Origin of the sequence: Kitasatospora sp. NPDC007106 (assembly GCF_040634455.1) — a bacterium.
Lineage (GTDB): Bacteria > Actinomycetota > Actinomycetes > Streptomycetales > Streptomycetaceae > Kitasatospora > Kitasatospora arboriphila.
The window spans coordinates 1-21,221 of the sequence record NZ_JBEYFP010000057.1 but is presented as its reverse complement, the minus strand read 5'-3'; the positions used below and the strand labels follow the sequence as shown (position 1 = coordinate 21,221).

Here is a 21,221-nt window from a genome sequence, read left to right as displayed (position 1 = left end):
GGCGGGGCGGCGCCGGCGGCCACCGCCCCGCCGCCCGCACCGGACGTCACGGAGCTGCCCGACCTGACCTGTCCGGCCCGGCTGCGGAGCGGGGCGTCCGGCACCGCCCCGATCGGGGACACCGGGCCGGACGAAACGGCCGAGCGGGCCTGGAGGTTCGCCCTGCGGGAGGACCGCTTCCACATCGCCGGGGTCTGCGTGGACCGCGGCGTCGGGCAGGTGCTGGTCTTCCGGGTGCCGGGCAGCGACCTGGACGCCCGGCTCTCGGCGGCTCTCGGCGGCGCAGCGGCCGACCTGCGCTTCCGCGACGCGCCCCACTCGCAGTTCGACCTGGGCCGGGTGTGCACCGAGGTGATGAGGGACACCGGGTACTGGCGGGAGCGCGGGGTGGAGATCACCGGCGTGGGCAAGCTGGTGGACGGCACCGGGATCGCCGTCGGCACGCCGCAGGCGGACACCGCCCGGGCCGACCTCGTGGCGCGCTACCGGCCGTACGCGGTGGAGGTGGTGGAGCAGCCGTCGGCGACGGGGTGACGCGCCGAGGGGCGGCCCCGCGGTGTGCGGGACCGCCCCTCGGGCCGGGCGGGTGCCGGGTCAGCCGGTGTTGCGCAGACCGGCGGCGACGCCGTTGACGGTCAGCAGCAGGGCGCGGGCCCGCAGCGGGTCCTCGCTCAGCCCCTTGGCGGCCTCGTCGCGCTGCCGGCGCAGCAGCGCCACCTGGAGGTACGAGATCGGGTCGAGGTAGGCGTCGCGGACGGCGAAGGTCTGCTTCAGCACCGGGTTGTGGTCGAGCAGTTCGGTCTCGCCGGTGAGCCGGAGCACCTCGCGCAGGGTGCGCTCGTGCTCGGCGGTGATCTGGTCGAAGATGTGGTGCAGGTCGGCGGGCACCAGCTGCTCGACGTAGTGGCGGGCGATCCGCAGATCGGTCTTGGCCAGCGTCATGGCGACGTTGGACAGGAAGTTGCGGAAGAAGTGCCACTGGCCGTACATCTCGTCCAGCACGTCGCCGAGACCGGCCTCGCGGGCGGCGGCGAGGCCCGCGCCGACGCCGTACCAGCCGGGGACGATCTGCCGGGACTGCGTCCAGCCGAAGACCCACGGGATGGCCCGCAGGCCGTCCAGCCCGGCGCCGGAGTCGGGGCGGCGGGACGGGCGGGAGCCCAGGTGCAGCGAGGCGAGCTGGTCGACCGGGGTGGCCGCGAAGAAGTACTTCGGCAGGTCCTCCTGCTCGACCAGGCCGCGGTAGGCGGTGTGTGCGGCCTCGGAGACCTGGTCCATCGCGGCGTCCCAGCGGGCCAGCTCCTCCGGGGCCTGCCGCGGCGCGGTGTGCAGCGCCGAGGCGGCGAGCGTCGCGGAGACGGTGAGTTCGAGGTTCTCCCGGGCCAGCGACGGCAGCAGGTACTTGTCGGAGATGACCTCGCCCTGCTCGGTCACCTTGATCTCGCCCTCCAGGGTGCCCCAGGGCTGGGCGAGGATCGCCTCGTGCGAGGGGCCGCCGCCGCGGCCGACGGTGCCGCCGCGGCCGTGGAAGAGCCGCAGCCGGATGCCGTAGCGGTGGGCGACGTCGCGCAGCCGGCGCTGGGCGCGGTGGATCTCCCACTGCGAGGTGGTGATGCCGCCGAACTTGGAGGAGTCCGAGTAGCCGAGCATGACCTCCTGGATGTCGCCGCGCAGCGACACCAGCAGGCGGTACGACGGGTCGGAGAGCATCTCGTCGAGGATCCGGTCGGCCTGCTGCAGCTCGTCGGTGGTCTCCAGCAGCGGCACGATGCCGATCTTGGCGATGCCGGCGTGCAGGTCGATCAGACCGGCCTCGCGGGCCAGTACCGCCGCCGCGAACACGTCGTCCGCGCCCTGGCACATCGAGATGATGTACGACTCGACGATCTCGTCGCCGAACCGCTCGAAGCCCTCGCGGATCGTGCTGAACACGCCGAGGGTCTTCGCGCCGGCCGCGTCCAGCGGGGCCGGGACGGGCGCGAGCGGACGGCGCGAGCGCAGCTCCTTGGCGAGCAGCCGCTGCCGGTACTCGCGCGGCATGTCCGCGTAGCGCCAGGCCTCCTCGCCGAGCCGGTCGAAGAGCTGGCCGAGCGCGTGGTGGTGGGCCTCGGCGTGCTCGCGGACGTCCATGGTCGCGAGCTGCAGGCCGAACGCCTCGACGGTGCGGATCGCGCGGGCCAGGCGGCCGTCGGCGATCAGCCCGCCGCGGTGGGCGCGCAGCGAGTCCTGGATCAGGCGCAGGTCGGCGACCAGCTCGCGGGTGCCGACGTAGTCGCGGCCCTCGACGTGCGGGGTGCCCGCGGCCAGCCGGTCCCGGGTGTTCTCCAGCTTGAGGCGGACGCAGGTGGCCTTGAGCCGGTACGGCTCCTCGGCGTTCATCCGCTTGTAGCGGGGGCTGAGCTCCGGCAGCGCCTTGAGGTCGGCGTCCAGCGAGGCCAGCAGCTCCTCGCTCGCCCCGGCGAGGCGCACCGAGGTGGAGAGCGAGTTGCGCAAGTCGTCGACGGTGGCGAGGGCGTCCTTGATGCCGTACTCGTGCTGCAGGTTGAGGACGTCCCAGGTGACCTGCGGGGTCACGTTGGGGTTGCCGTCGCGGTCGCCGCCGATCCAGGTGCCGAAGGTCAGCGGGCGCACCCCGTCGGGCAGCGCCAGGCCGACCCGGGCGAGCTCCTCGTGCAGCTCCTCCAGGACGGCGGGGACGGCCTCGCGGTACAGCTCGTCCAGGTAGTAGACGGCGTTGCGGGCCTCGTCCGTCGGCTCGGGGCGGGCGATCCGCAGCTCGTCGGTCTGCCACAGCAGGTCGATGACCTCGGCGAGCCGGCGGTCGGCCTGGCGCTTCGCCGAGGAGTGCCGCACGGGGTCGGCCTCGGACAGGCCCGAGGCGAGGTGCTCGCGGTGGATGCGCTCCAGCAGCTCGCCGATCCGGCGCAGCTTGTTGAGCACGCTGCGGCGGGCGGCCTCCGTCGGGTGCGCGGTGAACACCGGCCGGACGGCCAGGTGGGCCAGGGTGTCCTGGAGGTGCTTCGGGTCCGCCTCGGCGAGCTGGTCCGCGGTCTGCGCGAGCAGCGAGCCCTCGCGGGCCCGGCGGGTGGCGAACTCGCGGCCGCGGTGCACCTGCTCGGTGACGTTGGCGAGGTGGAAGTAGGTGGAGAAGGCACGGACGAGCTTGCCCGCGGTCTCCAGGTCGATGCCGGCGAGCAGCTCGGCGGTGGCCTCGCCGTCGGTGCGGCTGAGCAGGCGGACCTGCTCCACCAGGCCGAGCAGCTCGGGGCCCTCCTGCCGGACCAGCGTCTCGCCGAGCAGGTCGCCGAGGCGGCGGATGTCCGCGCGCAGGGCGGCGTTGTCGGCGTCGGGGCCGGCGGTCGCGGACGAGGCGTCCGACGAGGCGGGGACCGGAGCGGTCACGGCTGTCTCCCTGTGGTGGTGGGGGGTTCGGCAACGGCTCTCATCACCTTTGTAACGGTGATGCGTGCGGACCGCGCTGTCCGACCCGCACAGCATAGGTGGCACCGGGTGCCGCGTCCGAGATTGGCCGGATGGCGGACAGGGTGCCGCTCGCGCCGGGTCCCGCAGAACTCGCTGGGGAGGGCCCGAGGGACGGCCTTACGCTGTCCCCCATGAGCAAGTCGCCGGAGGGGGGCGGGCCGGTCCACACCCTGGGGTGGTGGCCCCGGCGCCGCAGTGCGCTGCTGGACGTGGGGCTGGCCGGACTGGCCGGACTGGAGTGCGCCGCGGGGGCGTACGGCATGGTGGGGGACCGGCTGCACCTCGGTGCGCCGGCCGCGGTCGTGTCGGCGGTGCTGGGGGCACTGGCCGGGGCGACGCTGGTCGTGCGGCGGCGCTGGCCGGCCGTACCCGTCCTGGTCGGGCTGGTCTTCGTGCCCGGTCTGTTCGGCATGGTGCTGCTGGTCGTCTCGCTCTACACGCTGGCCGCCACCTGGGAGTGGCCCTCGCGCCGCCGCCGGGTCGTCGCGCTCTCCGCGATCGCCCTCGCCGAGACCTTCGGCATGGCCCTCGTCTACATGCTCGCCCCCACCCAGGTGCCCGCCGAGGAGACCCCGCCGACCTGGGTGTTCGTCCTGCTGGCCGCCCTCGTCTCGGTCGGCCTGACCGTGCCGCCGGTGGTCACCGGCCTCTACGTCGGCGCCCGCCGCCGACTCGTCGAATCGCTCACGGACCGGGCGCTCGGCCTGGAGGCCGAACTCGACCTGCTCGCCGAACAGGCCAGCGAACGGGCCCGGCGGGCCCGGCTGGAGGAGCGCACCCGGATCGCCCGCGAGATGCACGACGTGGTCGCCCACCGGGTCAGCCTGATGGTGGTGCACGCCGGAGCACTGGAGCGGATCATCACCAAGGACCCGGAGAAGGCGCAGGCCAGCGCCAAACTGATGGGAGAGGTCGGCCGGCAGGCCCTGGACGAGCTGCGGGAGATCCTCGGCGTGCTGCGGATGGCCGAGCCGGCCGCGGCCGCCGCCGAGAGCACGGGCGGCCTCACCGAGGTCACCGGACTCGTCGAACAGTCCCGGGCCGCCGGGATGGCGGTCTCGCTGACCGTCAGCGGCGAGCGCCGCCCCTACCGCGGGGACGCCGAACAGACCGCCTACCGGGTCGTCCAGGAAGGGCTGACCAACGCCCACAAACACGCCGGCGGGGCCCGGGTGTCCGTCCTGCTGGCCTTCGTGCCGAACGGGGTGAGGGTGGCCGTGGTCAACGACTGCCCGGGCGGCGCCGAGCCCGTCCGCCTGCCGAGCGGCGGCAACGGGCTGGTCGGCATGCGCGAACGGGTCGTCTCCCTCGGCGGCAGCTTCGACGCCGGCCCGGAGCCGGACGGGGGCTTCCGCGTCGAGGCGGTGCTGCCCTCCCGGCTGGCGGTGCCCTCGGAACGGCTGGCTTAGCGGCCCCTCAGGGGCGCGGGGAACCGCGCAGTCCGGGTGCGGGTCGCCCGGTGAACTCCGGTCGGCCGTGGCCGTCGGGCCGCCCGCTCCCTGATTGCGCCGCTCCCCGCGCCCCTCGTGGTTCGCCCTCCGGGGGTGCTTTCAGCAGGCGGTCGGCGAGTCTCGGGCCGACCAGCGGGGTGAAGAGGCGGACGGCCGGCGGGAGGGCGAGGACCACCGCGAGGGTCAGGGCGAAGGTGCCGAACAGGGGCAGCGCCGTCCAGGCGTGGTGCAGGACCCGGGCGTGGTAGACGCCGGAGGCCTGGACGAGCTTCAGCGGCAGCCCGTGCAGCAGGTAGACGTGGAGCGAGGCCGCGCCCAGCGCCGTCCAGCGGGTCCGGCCCTCCGGCAGCAGGGCCAGGAACGCCGCCCCGGCGACCAGGGACAGCAGTCCGAGCGAGGCCCTGACGGCCAGCCACACCGGGTACGGGACGTGCAACTGGGCGGCGCTGCCGGTGTACTCCACCCAGCCCGGGTTCAGCAGCTCGGGGGCGGCGAGCCACAGCACCGCGAAGACCGCGGCCAGCACCGCCGGGGCCCAGCGCCGGACGGCCGGCCGCCGCAGCAGGGCGACGTGGTGCGGGCGCAGCACCAGCCCGAGCACGAACCACGGCAGGAAGGCGAGGGTGCGGCTGAGCGCGAGCTCCTCCGGCAGCGCCCGGGCGGCGCCCGAGGCGGCCGCGACCAGCACGGCCACCGCCAGCGGATGCCGCAGCGCCGTCCACAGCGGCACGGTCAGCCGCCAGACGAACAGCGAGAGCAGGAACCAGGTCAGCCAGCGCGGCTCCAGCAGCGAGAACGGTGCGAACCGGCCCTCCAGCGCCATGCCGACCAGGTTGTACAGCACCTGGAAGACCAGGTACGGCACGGCGACGCCGGTCACCAGGCGGCGGCCGTCCACCGCCGGACGGCCCGGCCGGGGCTGCGCGAACCGGCCGCACAGCGTCACGAACACCGGCATCGCGAAGGCCGCGACGGTCAGCACCGCGGCGGCGACCGTCCGGTCGGCGCCGGCCAGCGGCATCCAGGTGTGCGCGCACACCACCAGCGCGACCGCCGCGAACTTGGCGTTGTCGAAGAGCGGCTGCCGCCCGGGGGCCTCTGCGGTGTCGGGGTCGGCGCCGGTGTCGGGGTCGGGGGTCTCGGTGCGGTCCGCGGCGGCGGTGGGGGCGCTCATCGCGATTCCTCCCGGTCTTCTCCTCGGAATTGCCACACAGTGTGGACCCGGGGCGGGCGGGACGGGAGGGGTTCGGGCGAAAGCGGCGCGCCCGCGCACGAAGGGTGACGGACGGGAGCGCACCGGCCGACGATCCGTCAGCCGGTGCGGGGGAAACGGGCGGTGCCGGAGCGTCAGGCGCGCAGCCGCTCCGGGGGGAGCCCCATGACCAGGGTGGCGAGCGCCTGGTCGACCGTGGCACCGAGGTACCACTCGCCGGTGTGGTCCAGACTGAAGACCCGGCCGAGTTCGTCGATCGCCAGGAGTGCCTGGCCGTACCGCTCCTCGCCGAGCGGGGCGAGGCGGGTGCCGAGCGCGCGGCCGAGGTCGGCCAGGGTGCGCGGCTGGTGCAGGCCGCAGCGCGGGTCGAGCAGGAAGGGGGTGCGGGCCAGTGCCCGGCCGGCGCCGTCCAGGTCGAAGGCCAGCCCGCCGAACTCGGCCCAGGCCTCCACGGCGGCGGGGAAGACGGAGTGCGGGGTGTCCAGGGGCCCGCCGTGCACGGCGAGCACGTCCGCCCAGGCCTCGGCCTGGCGGATCTCCCAGCGTCCGGGGTGCCAGCCGGCCTGCTTGAGGGCGGCGGCCACGTCGGCGGGGAAGCGCGGTTGGGTTCGTACGGCGGTCGCGTTCAGGGTCTGCTCCGTGGTTCGGGGACAGGGACGGCGCGCGTCAGCGGGTGGTGGGCCCGACGGCGACGCTCGCGACGTTCATGTGGTCCAGCAGGGCCGCGCAGGAGCGGCACGGCGGCGCGTGCGTGCCGTGCGCCGGGTCCCCCTCCTCGCGGATGCGCAGGGTGGTCAGCCGGGCGCCCCGCAACGCCTTGCGGGCGTCGTGCAGGCCCAGCGGCTTGCGCGAGGCGCGCTTGGACCGCGCCCCGTCCACCGTGGTGAGGTACTGGGAGAGCAGCACCGCCTCCGGGCACCGCCCGGTGAACCGCTCGCGGTGCTCGATCGGCAGGCCGGCGAGGAAGTCCCCGACCAGCGGGTGGAGCAGCGGAGCGAGGTCGGCCTTGTCGCCGGCCAGGGTGTGCACCTCGCCGTTCTTCAGCGAGAGCGCCGCCGCGACCGCGGGCAGCACGCTGTCCCGCACGTGCAGCAGTCGCGGTACGGCCGGGGCCGCCGGCTGCTCGGCGGTGCCGGCCTCCCGGTCGGCCGTCGGGCTCGCTGACATGGTTCTCCTCGATCGCGTTCCGCGCGGGTCTCCGGCCCCGGTCGGCAGTCTGCCGGGGTGCTGACGGTCGGTGGACGCCGACCTGCTCCCTCATTGTGGGCCTCAAGACTGTCAAACCCTTCGCAGCGCCGCGGACCCGGGGTGTACGGAGCGTTGCGAAGGCCGTCACGGCGCGCCGCGGGTTTGCGGATTCGGCCCCCGGGGGCGTACGGCGGCCGGTACCGTTCCAGCGGCGGGGCCACCTGGGCAGCACCGTGGGGCGCCGCCGGCCGCAGGGCCGGCGGTGGTGATCCGATCCGGGGGGCCGCACGGACGCGGGGTGCTCCGGGGCAGTGACGCTCCGGCACCGGACAAGGGGGGTCTTGTCGATGTCGACGCAGCACGGGCAGGGGCACGCGCCGGCGCAGGAGGCGCACGAAGCGCCCGGCGAGCACGTCCCCACGCCGGGTACGACCGGATCCGCGCCCGGGCGCCGGATCGGCCTCGCCGTGGTCGGCGCCGGGTACTGGGGACCCAACCTCGTCCGCAACGCCCAGCAGACACCCGCCCTGCGGCTGCACTGGCTGTGCGACCTGGACGAGGAACGCTCCCGCCGGGTGCTCGGCGAGTACAGCACCGTCCGCACCACCACCTCCTTCGACGAAGTCCTCGCCGACGACCGGGTCGAGGCCGTCGCCGTCGCCACCCCCGCCGCCGCCCACTACAAGCTGGTGCGCGCCGCCCTGGAGGCCGGCCGCCACGTGCTCGTCGAGAAGCCCATCACCACCACCGCCGACGAGGCCGCGGAATTGTGCGAACTCGCTGAAGAACGCGGACTGGTGCTGATGTGCGACCACACCTTCTGCTACACACCGGTGGTCCGCCGGATCCGCGAGCTCGTGCACGGCGGCGAGATCGGCGACGTCCAGTTCTTCGACTCGGTGCGGATCAACCTCGGCCTCGTCCAGCCCGACGTCGACGTGCTCTGGGACCTCGCCCCGCACGACCTGTCGATCCTCGACTTCGTGCTGCCGCCCGGCGTCGAACCGGTCGGCGTCAGCGCCCAGGGCGCCGACCCGATCGGGGCCGGCCGCGCCTGCGTCGCCTACCTCACCGTCCGACTCAGCAACGGCGCGCTCGCCCACTGCCACGTCAACTGGCTCTCGCCGACCAAGGTCCGCACCACCCTGATCGGCGGCTCCCGGCGCACCCTCGTCTGGGACGACCTCAACCCGCAGGCCCGGCTGGCGATCCACGACCGCGGCGTCGACCTCACCCCGCCCGACGAGCTCACCGACGCCATCCGGCACCGCGCCATGATCTCGTACCGGGTCGGCGACATGGTCGCCCCCGCCTTGGTCGAACAGGAGGCGCTGCGCAACGTGATGGCCGAGTTCGCCGCCGCCGTCACCGAGGGCCGGGCCCCGCTCACCGACGGCCGCTCCGGCCTGCGGGTGCTGCGCCTGCTGCACGCCGCCTCCCGCAGCCTCGAACTCGGCGGCGCCACCGTGCCCGTCGGCCCGGCCGCCGGCACCGACCCCGTCACCGCACTGCCGAGCCCCGCACCGTCGTCCACCGCACAGGAGAGGGCCGCCGCCCGATGAACGCAGTCCCCGTCCCCGGCTCCCGCTGCCTGGTCACCGGAGGCGCCGGCACCATCGGCTCCACCGTCGTCGACCAGCTGATCGAGGCCGGTGCCCGCGAGGTCGTCGTGCTCGACAACTTCGTCCGCGGCCGCACGGAGAACCTCGCCCGCGCCCTGGAGCTCGCCGCCCCCGGCCAACTGCGAGTCGTCGACGGCGACATCCGCGACCGCGCACTGCTGCGCGAACTCCTCGGCGACGACACCGACCTGCTCTTCCACCTCGCCGCGATCCGGATCACCCAGTGCGCCGCCGAACCCCGGCTCGCCCTGGAGATCATGGTCGACGGCACCTTCGACGTCGTCGAGGCCGCCGCCGAGAAGGGCGTCCGCAAGCTGATCGCCTCCTCCACCGCCTCCGTCTACGGCCTTGCCGACACCTTCCCGACGCCGGAGACCCAGCACCCCTACAACAACGACACCTTCTACGGCGCCGCCAAGGCGTTCAACGAGGGCATGCTGCGCAGCTTCCACGCCATGACCGGCCTGGACTACGTCGCGCTGCGCTACTTCAACGTGTACGGCCCCCGGATGGACGTCCACGGCCGGTACACCGAGGTGTTCATCCGCTGGATGGAGCGGATCGCCTCCGGCGAACCCCCGCTGATCTTCGGCGACGGCACCCAGACCATGGACTTCGTCTACACCGAGGACATCGCCCGGGCGAACCTGCTCGCCGCCGCGGCCCCCGTCACCGACCGGGTCTACAACATCGCCTCCGCGAGCGAGGTCTCGCTGCGCGGCCTCGCCGACGCGCTGCTCGCCGCGATGGACCGCAGCGACCTCGACGTCGAGCACGGCCCGGCCCGCGGCACCGCGGGCGGCGTGGTCCGCCGGCTCGCCGACATCTCCGCCGCCGAACGCGACCTCGGCTGGAAGCCCGACCTCGGCCTCGACGAGGGCCTGCGCCGGCTCGTCGCCTGGTGGCGCGCGCAGTGACCACGACCGACCCGCGAGCAGTTCGGAGCGCCCCCGTGTCCAGTACCCCCGCGGCCGTCATCCCCGTCATGGTGCCGTGGCTCGGCGAGGAGGAGGCCGAGGCCGCCGCCGAGGCCGTCCGCTCCGGGTGGGTCGCCCAGGGCCCGCGGGTCGCCGCCTTCGAGCGGGCCTTCGCCGAGCACCTCGGCGTCCCGCACGCGGTCGCCGTCTCCTCCTGCACCACCGCGCTGCACCTCGCCATGATCGGCGCGGGGGTCGGGCCCGGCGACGAGGTGGTGGTCCCCTCGCTCTCGTTCGTCGCCACCGCCAACGCCGTCACCTACGTCGGCGCCGTCCCGGTCTTCGCGGACGTCGACCCCGCCACAGGCAACCTCACCGCCGACACGGTCGCCGCCGTGCTCACCGACCGCACCAGGGCCGTGATCGCCGTCGACCAGGGCGGCGTCCCGGTCGACCTCGACGCGATCCGGGCCCTGGTCGAACCCCGCGGCGCCACCGTCGTCGAGGACGCCGCCTGCGGCGCCGGCTCCCTCTATCGCGGCCGCCCGGTCGGCGCCGCCGCCGAGATCGCCGCCTACTCCTTCCACCCGCGCAAGCTGCTCACCACCGGCGAGGGCGGCATGGTCACCTGCCAGGACGCCGACCTCGCCGCCCGGCTGCGCCGGCTGCGCGAGCACGGGATGAGCGTCTCCGCCGCCGACCGGCACAGCGCCTCCGGCGGCGCCGCCGTCGTCGAGACCTACGACGAGATCGGCTTCAACCACCGGATGACCGACATCCAGGCCGCCGTCGGCCTGGTCCAGCTGGGCAAGCTGCCCGCCATGGTCGCCCGGCGGCGCGAACTCGCCGAGCGCTACCGCAGCCTGCTCGGCCCGCTCGCCGCACGGCTGATCGCCGACCCCGCCCACGGCACCGGCAACTACCAGGCCTGCTGGCTGCTGCTGCCGGACACCGCCCCCGACCGCACCGAGGTGCTCGCCCGGCTCGCCGCCGCCGGAGTCTCCGCCCGGCGCGGCATCATGGCCGCCCACCTGGAGGCCCCGTACAAGGGCACCGCCCGGGTGCCGCTGCCCGCCACCGAGCTGATCACCCACCGCTCGCTGATCCTGCCGCTGTTCCACACCCTCACCGAGGAGCAGCAGGACCGCGTCGTCGCGGCCCTCCGGGAGGCCGTCGGGTGACCTCGATCAGGCACCTCGGGCACGCCGGCTTCGCGGTCGAGCACGCCGGCCTGCGGCTGCTGATCGACCCGTGGTTCCACCCCGCGTTCCTGGGCGCCTGGTTCCCGTACCCGGACAACCGGCCGCTGCTGCCCGAGGTGGTGGCCGGCCGCTGGGACTACCTCTACGTCTCGCACACCCACGAGGACCACCTCGACGAGCGGCTGCTCGACCGGCTCTCCCGGGACACCGCCGTCCTGGTGCCCCGTTACCGGACCCGGTCGCTGCAGCGCCGGCTCGCCGCACTCGGCTTCACCCGGCAGGTGCCGCTCGGCCACCGGGAGACCCACCGGCTCGGCCCGGACGCCACCGCCACCATGCTGCTGGACACCAGCCACAAGGAGGACAGCGGCCTGCTGCTGGACCTCGGCGGGCTGCGCTTCCTCGACCTCAACGACTGCAACCCGCCGCTGTCCGACCTGCCCGGCGGCGTCGACCTGCTGGCCGCCCAGTACTCCGGCGCCATGTGGTACCCCAACGCCTACGACTACCCGCCCGCGCGGATGGCCGCCAAGACCGCCGCCGTCCGCGCCGACCTGATGGACAGTCTGGTCCGCAAGGTCCGGCTCACCGGCGCCCGCCGCTACCTGCCCTCGGCCGGCCCGGCCTGCTTCCTCGACCCGGAGCTCGACCGGTTCAACGACCGCGAACGGACGATCTTCCCGCACTGGGAGGACGTCGCCGCCGACTTCGCCGCCGCCTGTCCCGGGGTCGAGGTCGTCCGGACGGCCCCCGGCGACACCGTCGGCGCGCTCCCCGGGCCCGATGGCCGGGAGGTGCCCCCGGCCCCGCCCGGCCGCTGGCTCACCGACCCGGCCGGGTACCTCGCCGACTACCGCGAACGCCGCCGCGAGGAGTGGCAGGCGTACCACCGCGGCGAGCCCGCGCCGCCCACCGCCGAGGAGGTCGACGCCCACTTCGACCGGCTCCGCCGGCTCAACCGCCCGCTGCTCGCCGACTACCGCGGCCGGCTCGCCCTGGAGGCCGGCGGCGAGGCCTGGCGGATCGCCCTCGGCGACCTCGCCGCCCGGGTCGACCTGGAGGACGAACCGGTCGACCCCGGCTACACCATCCGCGTCCCGCCGCGCGCCCTGCGCGCCGTCCTCGACGGCCGGGCCGGCTGGGAGGAGGCCCTGCTCTCCATGCGGCTCGCCCTGCACCGCGACCCGGACGTCTTCGACCTCACCCTGCTCTCGCTGCTGCGGTACGGCCACCAGCCCGCCCAGACCCGCCGGCTGGTGCACGAGCGCACCGCCTCCGACGAGACCGTCCGGCGCGACGGCCTGCGGCTGCAGCGCTGGTGCCCGCACGCCGGCGAGGACCTCGCCCACGCCGTGATCGCCGACGGCGTCGTCGAGTGCCCCCGCCACCACTGGCGGTGGGACGCCGCGACCGGCGCCTGCCTCTCCGGCGGCAGCCTCCCGCTGCGCGTGGAGCCCGAGCCCGCCGAGCCCGAAGCCGTGCCCGTGCCCGCACTGTCCACCGAACCCGCCGAGGGGCGAATCCCATGACCGACATCCCGCTCGTCGACCTGCACGCCGCCCACGCCGAGGTCGCCGAGGAGGTGCGCGCGGGCTTCGACGCCGTCCTGGCGGGCGGCGCCTACATCAAGGGCCCCGACGTGGCCGCCTTCGAGGCCGAGTACGCCGCCTTCTCCGGGGTGCGGCACGCGGTCGGCACCGCCAACGGCACCGACGCCCTCGAACTCGCCCTGCGCGCCCTCGACCTGCCGCCCGGCTCCGGCGCGGTGCTGCCCGCCAACACCTTCGTCGCCACCGCCGAGGCGGTCGTCCGGGCCGGGCTGCGGCCCGTCCTGGTCGACGTCGACCCCGAGCACCTGCTGATCGACCCGGCGGCCGTCGCCGACGCGCTGCCCGGCGCCGCGGTGCTGCTGCCCGTCCACCTCAACGGCCAGCTCGCCCCGATGGCGCCGCTGCTGGAGATCGCCGGCGAGCTGCCCGTGGTCGAGGACGGCGCACAGTCCCAGGGCGCCCGGCAGGACGGCCGGGTCTCCGGCTCCTGGGGCCGGATCGCCGCCACCAGCTTCTACCCCGGCAAGAACCTCGGCGCCTACGGCGACGCCGGCGCCGTGGTCACCGACGACGAGGGCCTCGCCGCCGCCGTCCGGCTGATCGGCGACCACGGCTCCGGCCGCAAGTACGTGCACGAGCGGTTCGGCTTCAACTCCCGGATGGACACCCTGCAGGCCGTCGTGCTGCGCGCCAAGCTGCGCCGGCTGCCCGCCTGGAACCAGGCCCGCCGGGCCGCCGCCGCCCGCTACGACGCGCTGCTCGCCGGCGTCGACGGCATCACCCTGCCGCGCACCCTGCCCGGCAACGAGCACGTCTGGCACCTGTACGCCGTCCGGGTGGCACGCGGCCGCGACGCCGTCCTCGCCGACCTGCAGGCCGCCGGGATCGGCGCCGGGGTGCACTACCCGGTGCCCGTCCACCTGCAGCCCGCCTTCCGCGGCCTCGGCCACGCCGAGGGGGCCTTCCCGGTCGCCGAGCGGGCCGCCGCCGAACTGCTCACCCTGCCGCTCTTCCCGCAGATCACCGAGGACCAGCAGAGCCGGGTGGCGGAGGTGCTGGCGAAGGCGGTGCGCCGCTGACGCGGTGCCGCCCGGAACGGGAGTGACGCCCCTGGTCTCCAGGGGTGTCCCTTCCCCTACGCTGGTGCCCGCAACAGTGCAGAGCCAGTGGGGGAGCCCTGATGACGACAGGTCGGCCCGGCGCCGCCGCCGCGCCCAACTCGGCGTACGCGGGCCAGGTGGTGCAGTTCCCGGACCCGATCCGGGCCGAGAAGCACCCGGCCGGTGTCCGCGTGGACGAGTACGGCTTCCCGGACTTCGGTCCGTACGCCGCCGCGGCCGCCGAGGTGGCCGACCCGCCGGAGGGCTTCGGCGTGGACGAGCTGCGGCTCACCGACTACGTGTCCGCCAACGCCGCGCTGTTCACCCAGGGCCACGAGCTGTGGGCCGACCTGACGACCGCCGTCGCCACCCCGCCCGGCTGGACCTGGCACCACGCCGTCGGCCGGGCCGCGCCCGGCTGGCGCCGGATGGAGCTCGTCCCCGTCGAGGTCAAGGCGCTGCTGCGGCACCACGGCGGCCTCGCCCGTTCCTCCGCCGACCACGCCCGCCGCGGCACCCGCCCGCTCCAGGAGCGCCGGCCGGTGCACTTCCCGCTGGCCATGGACGGCGGCGACCCGGTCGCGGTGTCCGAGGACCTGGTGCAGCGCGCCGAGCAGCGGCTCGGGCACCCGCTGCCCGGCGCCTACCGCAGCTTCCTGAAGATCGCCGGCGGCCGCGCCCCGGCCGGCGTCGCCCTGGACGCCGACTACGGAGTCCTCCTCGACCAGCCGTTCCTGACGCTGAGCGAGGAGTACGGCGTGCACGACCTGGTGTACGCCAACAAGTGCCTGCGCGACCACCTCACCAAGGACTACCTGGGCATCGCCTACGTCCAGGGCGGTCTGCTGGCGCTCAAGGTGCGGGGCGAACGGACCGGTTCGGTCTGGTTCTGCCCGTACGACGACGCGCGCGACGGCGGCGGCACGGAACCGCCGGAGGAGAGGGTGGCGCGGCTGCTGCTGCCCTGCGGGGAGAGCTTCGACGCGTTCCTGCTCCGGCTGGCGGGCAGTCCGCCGGAGCTGGAGACGGTCGCGGAGCTGATGGTGGACGGCGGGTTCGCCCGGGCCGTCCCGGTGAACTGAGCAACGGAGGGGTGAGCCGGGCGTGGTGACGTACGCGCAGGCGCAGGAGATCGCCGAGGACTGGATCAACGCCGGCGTGCCGCGCTCCCGGCAGCGCGAGGTACGGGTGCGGGAGTTCGACCTGGGCTTCGTCTGCTGGGCGGTGGAGGGGGCCGAGGGCGAGCCCCCGGAGGGCGGCGAGGTGCGGCTGGTGATCGCCCGGGACAGCGGGGCGAGCACCCTCTGGCCGCCGCTGCCGGTCAACGAGGTGGTCCGCCAGTTCGAGGAGACGTACGGCGGCCGGACGGAGCCCAACCCGGCCGGCGCCGCCCGGCCGGTGCCGGGCGCGGTCGAGGCGACCTCGTTCCTACTCAGCCCGCCGCAGTGGCTGCAGGAGGCCGGGGCGGCCGCGATCGCCGCCGAGAACGCGCGGCTGGGCGCGCCCACCGCCGAACCGCCCGCGGCACCCGCCGCCGCGGCGGCCGTGCCGGAGCCCGCCCCGGCGCCGCAGCCCGTCCCGGCGGCCCCGGCCGTGCAGACCATGCCGCCCGCCTCCGACCGGCCGGCCGGCGACGCGCCGACCATGCTGGCCCCGCCCTCGCAGCTGGACGGGCTGCGGGAGCGGTCCGCCGAGGCGGCGCCGCCCGGCTCGGAGGGCCTGACCGTGCCGATGCCCGTCCCGCCGCCGCCCGGCTCGGAGGGGCTCACCGTGCCCATGCCGGCCACCGCGGTGCCCGCCCCGCCGGCCGCCACCGTCGCGATGCCCGAGGGCTTCGGGTTCGACGTGCCGCCGACCGCGCCGCCGGTGCCGCCCGCCGTACCGCCGACCGCCCCGCCGCCGTTCCCGGGGTCGGGTACGCCCTCGGCCGGCACCCCGGTGCCCCCGGTCGCGGTCGAGCACGCGCCGACCGTGCTCGCCACGCCGGACCAGCTGCCGCCGGTCCCGCCCGGCCCCGGCACCGCCGGACCGGGCGCTCCCGGTCAGGGCGCCTCCGGCCCGGGCGTGGCGTACGCGCCGACCATGCTCGCCACCGACGGCCCGCCCGGACTGATGGGCCTGCCCGGCGCCCCCGGCACCCCGCCGGCCGGCGTCCAGCTCGGCCGCTCCGGCCCGTCCACCCCGCCGCCGCCCCCGCCGGGCGAGCTGCGCGGCGGTGCCGGTCCGGCCGGTGCGGGGACGGGCCGTTCCGCGCCGTCCGCCCCGCCGCCGCCCCCGCCCGCGGAGCTCCGCGGCGGTGCCGGTCCGGCCGGTGCGGGGACGGGCCGCTCGGCGCCGTCCACCCCGCCGCCGCCCGCCCCGGCCTCGCTCGCCCAGGGCGGCCAGGCCGCCCCCGCCCAGCCCGCACCGGCCGCGCCGGACGCCGCCGGGGTGGCGCACGCCGCCACCCAGCTGGCGCACGCCATCGACCTGCCCGGCGGCCCCGGCGCGTCCGGACCCGGTGCGCCCGCGCCCGGCCCCGCGATGCCCCCGCCGCCGGCCGGCATGGCCCCCGTCCCGGGACCGCCGCCGCCCGGCTACGGCTACCCCGGCGCCGGTCCGGTGGGTGCCCCGCCGGCCGTGCCCGCGCCGCCCGCCCCCGCGCCGCAGGCCGCCCCGGTGCCGCCGCCCGCCGCCGGGGTGCCGACCATCGGCCCCGGAACCCAGGCCGTGATCAGCTACCGCCGTCCGGACGGCTCCGAGCAGTCGTTGGTGATGGCCAGCGAGCCCGGCACCCCGCACCCGGAGTGGAAGGCGCTGCAGGAGATGCGCCGCCTCGGCGTGCCGCCGGACCAGGTGCTGGAGTTTCACACCGAGCTGGAGCTGTGCGACCTGCCCGGCGGCTACTGCGCCCGGATGGTGAAGTCCTCCTGGCCGAACGTGCGGATCACCCACACCGTCCCGTACGGTCGCGACCGGCAGGCCCGGCAGGCCGGCATGGCGATGCTGCTGGACCATCTGGACCAGCTGCACCAGCTGGCCGCCGCCCCGCAGCGGCCCCGGCCGGTGCAGGCGCCGCTGCCGCCGCCCGGTGCCGTCCCGCAGCTGCCGCCGATCCCCCCGCAGCAGCTCGGGGCGGAGCTCGGGCAGGCGTTCGGCGGTGCGGTGTTCCGCTTCGAGCAGCGTGCCGTCTCCCGGCAGGGCGTGCCCGAGGCGGTCGCCCAGACGCTGATGTGGGCCGGTCTGCCGCGCGAGTTCCCGCCGTTCTTCTGGGCGCAGGCCCAGGAGGGCCGGCCGATCCCGACGCTGGCCGAGCTGGCCGCCGAGCGCGGCCGCCCGGCCGGCCCGGACTTCGGCGGCTACCTGGTGCTCGGCAACGACTACGGACGGCAGCTGTGCGTCCAGTACGGCACCGCCGCGGTGGTCGCCGTCGACCTGGAGGGAACCGGTGAGCCGCCCCGCTTCGTCAACACCGGCGTGCCGGAGTTCGTCCGCAGCCTCGCCGTCCTCGGCCGGATGTGGCGGCTCCGGTACGGCCTGACGCCGGAGCAGGCCGGTCGCTGGACGACCGACCTGCAGGCCCAGCTGATGGCGGTCGACCCGGCGGCGCTGCACACCCCCGAGGGCTGGTGGGCGGTGCTCCTGGAGCAGCTCTGGGACGGTCTGATGTAGCAGCCCGGGGGCGGGCCGTACGGTCCCGCCCCCGGCCTCGCCTTGTTGGGCTTTCGACCGTATCTGCGCAAAATAGGTCAAGTGGGTGCCCCGTGGGACGCCCGCGAACAGATGCACACCCACAGCACAAGGGGAAGAGCCGATGAGCGACGCCGTCTCCCAGCACGGCTTCACGGTGGCCCGCCGCGGCTACGCCATGGAGCAGGTCGACGCGACCCTCCGGGCGCTGACCGCCGACCGCGACGAGGCCTGGGAGCGGCTCAGCGTGCTCGGGGCCGGTCTGCGGGAGATGGAGAAGCGCCTCGGCGAGATCCTCCGGGCCAAGGAGGACGCGCCCGAGCCCGACTACGGACGGCTCAGCGCCCAGGCCGGCGCGCTCATGCTGATCGCCGAGAACGAGGCCGCGGCCGTCCGTGACAACGCCGCCCGCGACGCCGAGCAGGCCCGGGCCGACGCCGAGCAGGCCGGCAGGGCCGCCGCCCGCGCGGCCGAGACGCACTCCGCGACCGTCCGCGGCGAGGCCGAGCAGGCCGCCCGGGCGACCGAGGACCGCAGCCGCGCCGAGGCCGAGTCGATCCTCGACCAGGCCGAGCAGGACGCCCGGACCACCCACGACACCGCCACCGCCGACGCCGCCCGCACCCGGGTCGCCGCCGCCGAGGCCGAGGAGCGCGCCGAGGACAAGCTCGCCGAGCTGCGGCGCCGCTCCGACGAGATGTTCGCCGAGGCGGAGGCCCGGGCCGACGCCGAGGAGGCCAAGATCACCTCCGGTGCGGAGCGCCGCCTGCGGGAGGCCGAGCAGCACCGCGAGGACATCCTCGCGGAGATCCGCGCCATCGAGGGCGCCGCCCAGAAGCGCGCCGAGGACCTGCTCGCCGCGGCCCGCCGCAAGGCCGACAACATCCGCTCCAACAGCGAGTCGGACCAGTCCGACTTCGCCGCGCGGCACGCCGAGATGCAGGAGCGCCTCGACACCGTCAAGCAGACCCTCGCGGAGCTGACCGGCGCCGCCCTCGGCAGCATCGAGCCCGGCAGCCGCCCGGCCGCCCTGGAGGCCGCGGCCAAGGAGGCGAACGAGCCCGAGCTGACCCTCGACCTGCTGCTGAAGAAGCCGCTGCCGGCCGCGGAGGCGCCTGCGGTCGAGGCCGAGCCGGCGACCGTCCCCGAGGAGGCCGCGGCCGAGGTGCGCACCGAGGCCGCCGAGCAGGCCGCCCCGGTGGAGAACGCCGCCGAGGAGCCCGGGGCCGAGCCGAAGATCGTCCCCAAGATCGTCATCGTGGACGACGGCATCGACCACGACACCCGCCCCAACCGGGTCACTCGCCGCGGCTGAGCGGCCGCCCTGGGCTCACAGCACCTCGACCGAAGCCCCCGCCAGCCGCCGCCGGCAGTCCAGCACGTACTGCGCGTGCTCGGTGATGCCCGCGTAGTCGAACTCGTCGTGGTCGGCGAGCAGCACCACCGCGTCGGCGGCGGCCAGCTCCTCCGGGGTGGCCTCGACCCGGCGGACGGTGGCCAGCGGGTCGCCCTCGTGGTCGGGGGAGGCGGTGCGCTGGCCGGGGACGGTGGGTTCGGCGACGTGGACGCCGGCCACCACGTGCGGGTCGGCGGCGCGGACCTCGGCGCCCATCCTGGTCAGCAGCTCGACCACCCGGGCGGCCGGGGTCTCCCGGGCGTCGCCGGTGTTCTTCTTGTAGGCGAGGCCGAGGACGAGGATCCGGGAGCCGTTGACCGAGCGGCGCCGCTCGTTGAGCGCCTCGGTGAGGCGCTGCACCACGTAGTCCGGCATGTGGCTGTTGACGTCGTTGGCCAGCTCCACGAAGCGGAAGGACCGGCCGAGGGTCCGCTCCACCCGCCAGGACAGGTAGGACGGGTCGATCGGCAGGCAGTGGCCGCCGACGCCCGGCCCCGGGGTGAACCGGAGGTAGCCGAAGGGCTTGGTGGAGGCCGCGTCGATGGCCTCCCACACGTCGATGCCGAGGTCGTGGGCGAACATCGCCAGCTCGTTGACCAGGGCGATGTTCACGTGCCGGAAGGTGTTCTCCAGCAGCTTGGTCAGCTCGGCCTCCTTGCAGGAGGAGACCGGCACGGTGCGCTCCACCAGCTGCCCGTAGAAGGCGTCGACCGCGGTCAGCCCCTCCGCCGTCGTGCCGGAGACGACCTTCGGGGTGTTCTCCAGCTTCCACCGCGGGTTGCCCGGGTCGATCCGCTCGGGGGAGTAGCCGAGGTGGAAGTCGTCACCGGCCCGCAGCCCGGAGCCCTCCTCCAGCAGCGGGGCCAGAAGCTCCTCGGTGGTGCCCGGGTAGGTGGTGGACTCCAGGACGACGGTCGCGCCGGGCCGCAGGTGGCGGGCGAGCAGCTGCGCCGAGGCCTCGATGTACGACAGGTCGGGGGCGCCGTCGCGCAGCGGGGTGGGCACGGTGATCACCGCGATGTCGAAGCCGGCCACGTCCGAGGGGTCGGCCGAGGGCAGGTAGGCGCCGCTGTCGAGGAGCGGCTGCAGCCGGCTGCCGGGGATGTCCTCGACGTAGGACTCGCCGACCGCGAGCCGCTTGATGCGCCGCTCGTCGACGTCGTACCCGACCACGGTGTGCCCGACCTCGGCGGCCCGGACGGCCAGCGGCAGTCCGACGTAGCCCTGCCCTGCGATGACCACGCGCATGACGAAGTACCCCCTCCATCGCGACGGTGCGCACACCCTCTGCGGGGCGGGCCCACACCTTCTTCACACGAGGGTACGGAGGGCGTGCCGGTGCGTGGGCGGCTTCGGGCAAACGCGTGCGTCCGGCACAACCGGGCCTTCCGGCCCAGCGGTTGACAGGGCGTGCCGACGGTCATGGGATGGACGTATGAACGAGCCGCCGCACGAGGCACTGGTGCTGCTCGCCCCCGTCGAGGGGGTGCTCGACCGCCTGCGGGAACTGGTGGCGGTGACCCAGCTGGGCTCGCAGCGGGTGGTCCTGGCCGTGGTCGGGGAGGGGCAGCGGGAGAAGGTCCTCGCACTGCCCGGAGTCCTCGGGGTCTACACCGACGCCGTGCCGGACACCGCCCGCCGGGTCTTCTCGCCGGGGGAGCAGCTGTTCGTCTCGGCCTGGGAGGCGCGGGCCCGGCCCAAGGAGCGGCCCGGCGACGGGCTGGCCTGGGACGACCCCGGCTTCCGGCCGCCGGACCGGCCGACGGGCGGGCCGTCCTGACGACCTCCGGCCGCTGACGACCTCCGGCCGCTGCTGACACCGGGCGGCCCCGACGACGGGCGGCCCGTCCTGGGACGGGCCGCCCGCGGGGCACGGTCACCGGCAGCGGCCGGTCACCCGGAGTGCCGGGTCACAGGAGGCGCCACGGGCCGTTCCAGTGGAAGGCGGGTCCGGAGTCGCGCCAGAAGAACTGCAGGGTGTCGCGGACGCGGGCGATGAGTTCGAGGTTGCCCGGGGATCCGAAGTTGCTCTGGATCATGGTGAGGGCGTCGACCTGGCCGAGGTCCTGGGCGAAGGTGAAGGGTGCGCTCCAGGGCATGGCGGGGTCGTCGTTGTTGCGCCACATGAAGCCGATGCCGCCGCCGGCCGCGGGGTAGACGAGTTCGAAGTTGCCCTGGTGGCCGAAGCGGCTCTGGATGAGGGCGGGGTTGCCGGCGGCGCCGGTGGCGATCTGGTAGGGGCCGTTCCAGTGGAAGGCGGGTCCGGAGTCGCGCCAGAAGAACTGCAGGGTGTCGCGGACGCGGGCGATGAGTTCGAGGTTGCCCGGGGACCCGTAGTTGCTCTGGATCATGGTGAGGGCGTCGACCTGGCCGAGGTCCTGGGCGAAGGTGAAGGGTGCGCTCCAGGGCATGGCGGGGTCGTCGTTGTTG

At 75.4% G+C, this 21,221-nt stretch carries 17 protein-coding genes; 11 read left to right on the top strand and 6 right to left on the bottom strand.

The annotated features are described in order from the left end of the window. On the top strand, positions 1-534 hold a 534-nt coding region (locus ABZ641_RS08875; protein WP_359980235.1), incomplete at its 5' end, for a hypothetical protein. Between the two features lie 60 nt (positions 535-594). Here ABZ641_RS08875 and ppc read toward each other — a convergent pair. Then, positions 595-3,330, bottom strand: coding sequence for a phosphoenolpyruvate carboxylase (gene ppc, locus ABZ641_RS08870; RefSeq protein WP_344628084.1), 2,736 nt, complete (start codon positions 3,328-3,330; stop codon positions 595-597). Positions 3,331-3,614: 284 nt separating this feature from the next. Here ppc and ABZ641_RS08865 point away from each other — a divergent pair, with 284 nt between their 5' ends. Then, the gene (locus ABZ641_RS08865) at positions 3,615-4,892 is read left to right on the top strand and encodes a histidine kinase (protein ID WP_344628075.1); all 1,278 of its coding nucleotides are present in this window, start codon (positions 3,615-3,617) and stop codon (positions 4,890-4,892) included. 7 nt (positions 4,893-4,899) lie between these two features. Here the strand turns inward: ABZ641_RS08865 and ABZ641_RS08860 are convergent, their stop codons facing one another. The 3 genes from ABZ641_RS08860 to ABZ641_RS08850 form a co-directional block, all read right to left on the bottom strand. Then, on the bottom strand, positions 4,900-6,108 hold the full coding sequence (locus ABZ641_RS08860; protein WP_359980232.1) for an acyltransferase family protein: 1,209 nt from the start codon (positions 6,106-6,108) through the stop codon (positions 4,900-4,902). 173 nt (positions 6,109-6,281) lie between these two features. Then, entirely contained in the window at positions 6,282-6,776 is a 495-nt protein-coding gene (locus ABZ641_RS08855) for an SUKH-3 domain-containing protein (protein WP_344628085.1), read from the bottom strand. Between the two features lie 37 nt (positions 6,777-6,813). Next, positions 6,814-7,314 carry a YwqJ-related putative deaminase gene (locus ABZ641_RS08850; protein ID WP_344628077.1) on the bottom strand — a complete coding sequence of 167 codons (501 nt, stop codon included), beginning with the start codon at positions 7,312-7,314 and terminating at the stop codon, positions 6,814-6,816. A gap of 368 nt (positions 7,315-7,682) precedes the next feature. Between ABZ641_RS08850 and ABZ641_RS08845 the strand changes: the two genes are divergently transcribed. From ABZ641_RS08845 to ABZ641_RS08810, 8 genes are all read left to right on the top strand, one after another. Continuing rightward, a complete protein-coding gene (locus tag ABZ641_RS08845) occupies positions 7,683-8,897 on the top strand; it encodes a Gfo/Idh/MocA family oxidoreductase (protein ID WP_359980229.1) in 1,215 nt (404 codons plus the stop codon). Beyond that, a complete protein-coding gene (locus ABZ641_RS08840) occupies positions 8,894-9,874 on the top strand; it encodes an NAD-dependent epimerase/dehydratase family protein (RefSeq protein WP_344628079.1) in 981 nt (326 codons plus the stop codon). The genes ABZ641_RS08845 and ABZ641_RS08840 overlap by 4 nt, the downstream gene beginning before the upstream one ends. A 35-nt stretch (positions 9,875-9,909) precedes the next feature. Further along, a complete protein-coding gene (locus ABZ641_RS08835; protein WP_359980226.1) occupies positions 9,910-11,055 on the top strand; it encodes a DegT/DnrJ/EryC1/StrS family aminotransferase in 1,146 nt (381 codons plus the stop codon). After that, positions 11,052-12,605: a Rieske 2Fe-2S domain-containing protein gene (locus ABZ641_RS08830; protein WP_359980223.1), complete on the top strand. Its 1,554-nt coding sequence runs from the start codon at positions 11,052-11,054 to the stop codon at positions 12,603-12,605. The genes ABZ641_RS08835 and ABZ641_RS08830 overlap by 4 nt, the downstream gene beginning before the upstream one ends. Further along, positions 12,602-13,705, top strand: coding sequence for a DegT/DnrJ/EryC1/StrS family aminotransferase (locus ABZ641_RS08825; RefSeq protein WP_344628082.1), 1,104 nt, complete (start codon positions 12,602-12,604; stop codon positions 13,703-13,705). Before ABZ641_RS08830 ends, ABZ641_RS08825 begins: the two co-directional genes overlap by 4 nt. Positions 13,706-13,806: 101 nt before the next feature. Beyond that, positions 13,807-14,808 carry an SMI1/KNR4 family protein gene (locus ABZ641_RS08820; RefSeq protein ID WP_344628083.1) on the top strand — a complete coding sequence of 334 codons (1,002 nt, stop codon included), beginning with the start codon at positions 13,807-13,809 and terminating at the stop codon, positions 14,806-14,808. A 22-nt stretch (positions 14,809-14,830) separates the two neighbouring features. Continuing rightward, positions 14,831-17,377: an SUKH-4 family immunity protein gene (locus tag ABZ641_RS08815; protein ID WP_359980220.1), complete on the top strand. Its 2,547-nt coding sequence runs from the start codon at positions 14,831-14,833 to the stop codon at positions 17,375-17,377. A 142-nt stretch (positions 17,378-17,519) separates the two neighbouring features. Then, on the top strand, positions 17,520-18,710 hold the full coding sequence (locus ABZ641_RS08810; RefSeq protein ID WP_344626838.1) for a hypothetical protein: 1,191 nt from the start codon (positions 17,520-17,522) through the stop codon (positions 18,708-18,710). A gap of 15 nt (positions 18,711-18,725) precedes the next feature. Here ABZ641_RS08810 and ABZ641_RS08805 read toward each other — a convergent pair whose 3' ends face one another. Then, entirely contained in the window at positions 18,726-20,039 is a 1,314-nt protein-coding gene (locus ABZ641_RS08805) for a nucleotide sugar dehydrogenase (RefSeq protein WP_359980217.1), read from the bottom strand. Between the two features lie 187 nt (positions 20,040-20,226). Between ABZ641_RS08805 and ABZ641_RS08800 the strand changes: the two genes are divergently transcribed. Further along, positions 20,227-20,571 (top strand): hypothetical protein, encoded by a 345-nt coding sequence (locus ABZ641_RS08800; protein ID WP_344626836.1) that lies wholly within the window; start codon positions 20,227-20,229, stop codon positions 20,569-20,571. Between the two features lie 130 nt (positions 20,572-20,701). Here the strand turns inward: ABZ641_RS08800 and ABZ641_RS08795 are convergent. Beyond that, positions 20,702-21,221 (bottom strand): hypothetical protein (locus tag ABZ641_RS08795; protein WP_359980214.1); only part of this gene is annotated, 520 nt, incomplete at its 5' end.

Bases quoted from the DNA above. Each gene is read 5' to 3' on its own strand.
- ABZ641_RS08865 (WP_344628075.1), top strand. From the start codon at position 3,615: ATGAGCAAGTCGCCGGAGGGGGGCGGGCCGGTCCACACCCTGGGGTGG.
- ABZ641_RS08860 (WP_359980232.1), bottom strand. From the start codon at position 6,108: ATGAGCGCCCCCACCGCCGCCGCGGACCGCACCGAGACCCCCGACCCC.
- ABZ641_RS08850 (WP_344628077.1), bottom strand. From the start codon at position 7,314: ATGTCAGCGAGCCCGACGGCCGACCGGGAGGCCGGCACCGCCGAGCAG.
- ABZ641_RS08845 (WP_359980229.1), top strand. From the start codon at position 7,683: ATGTCGACGCAGCACGGGCAGGGGCACGCGCCGGCGCAGGAGGCGCAC.
- ABZ641_RS08840 (WP_344628079.1), top strand. From the start codon at position 8,894: ATGAACGCAGTCCCCGTCCCCGGCTCCCGCTGCCTGGTCACCGGAGGC.
- ABZ641_RS08825 (WP_344628082.1), top strand. From the start codon at position 12,602: ATGACCGACATCCCGCTCGTCGACCTGCACGCCGCCCACGCCGAGGTC.
- ABZ641_RS08820 (WP_344628083.1), top strand. From the start codon at position 13,807: ATGACGACAGGTCGGCCCGGCGCCGCCGCCGCGCCCAACTCGGCGTAC.
- ABZ641_RS08810 (WP_344626838.1), top strand. From the start codon at position 17,520: ATGAGCGACGCCGTCTCCCAGCACGGCTTCACGGTGGCCCGCCGCGGC.
- ABZ641_RS08805 (WP_359980217.1), bottom strand. From the start codon at position 20,039: ATGCGCGTGGTCATCGCAGGGCAGGGCTACGTCGGACTGCCGCTGGCC.
- ABZ641_RS08800 (WP_344626836.1), top strand. From the start codon at position 20,227: ATGAACGAGCCGCCGCACGAGGCACTGGTGCTGCTCGCCCCCGTCGAG.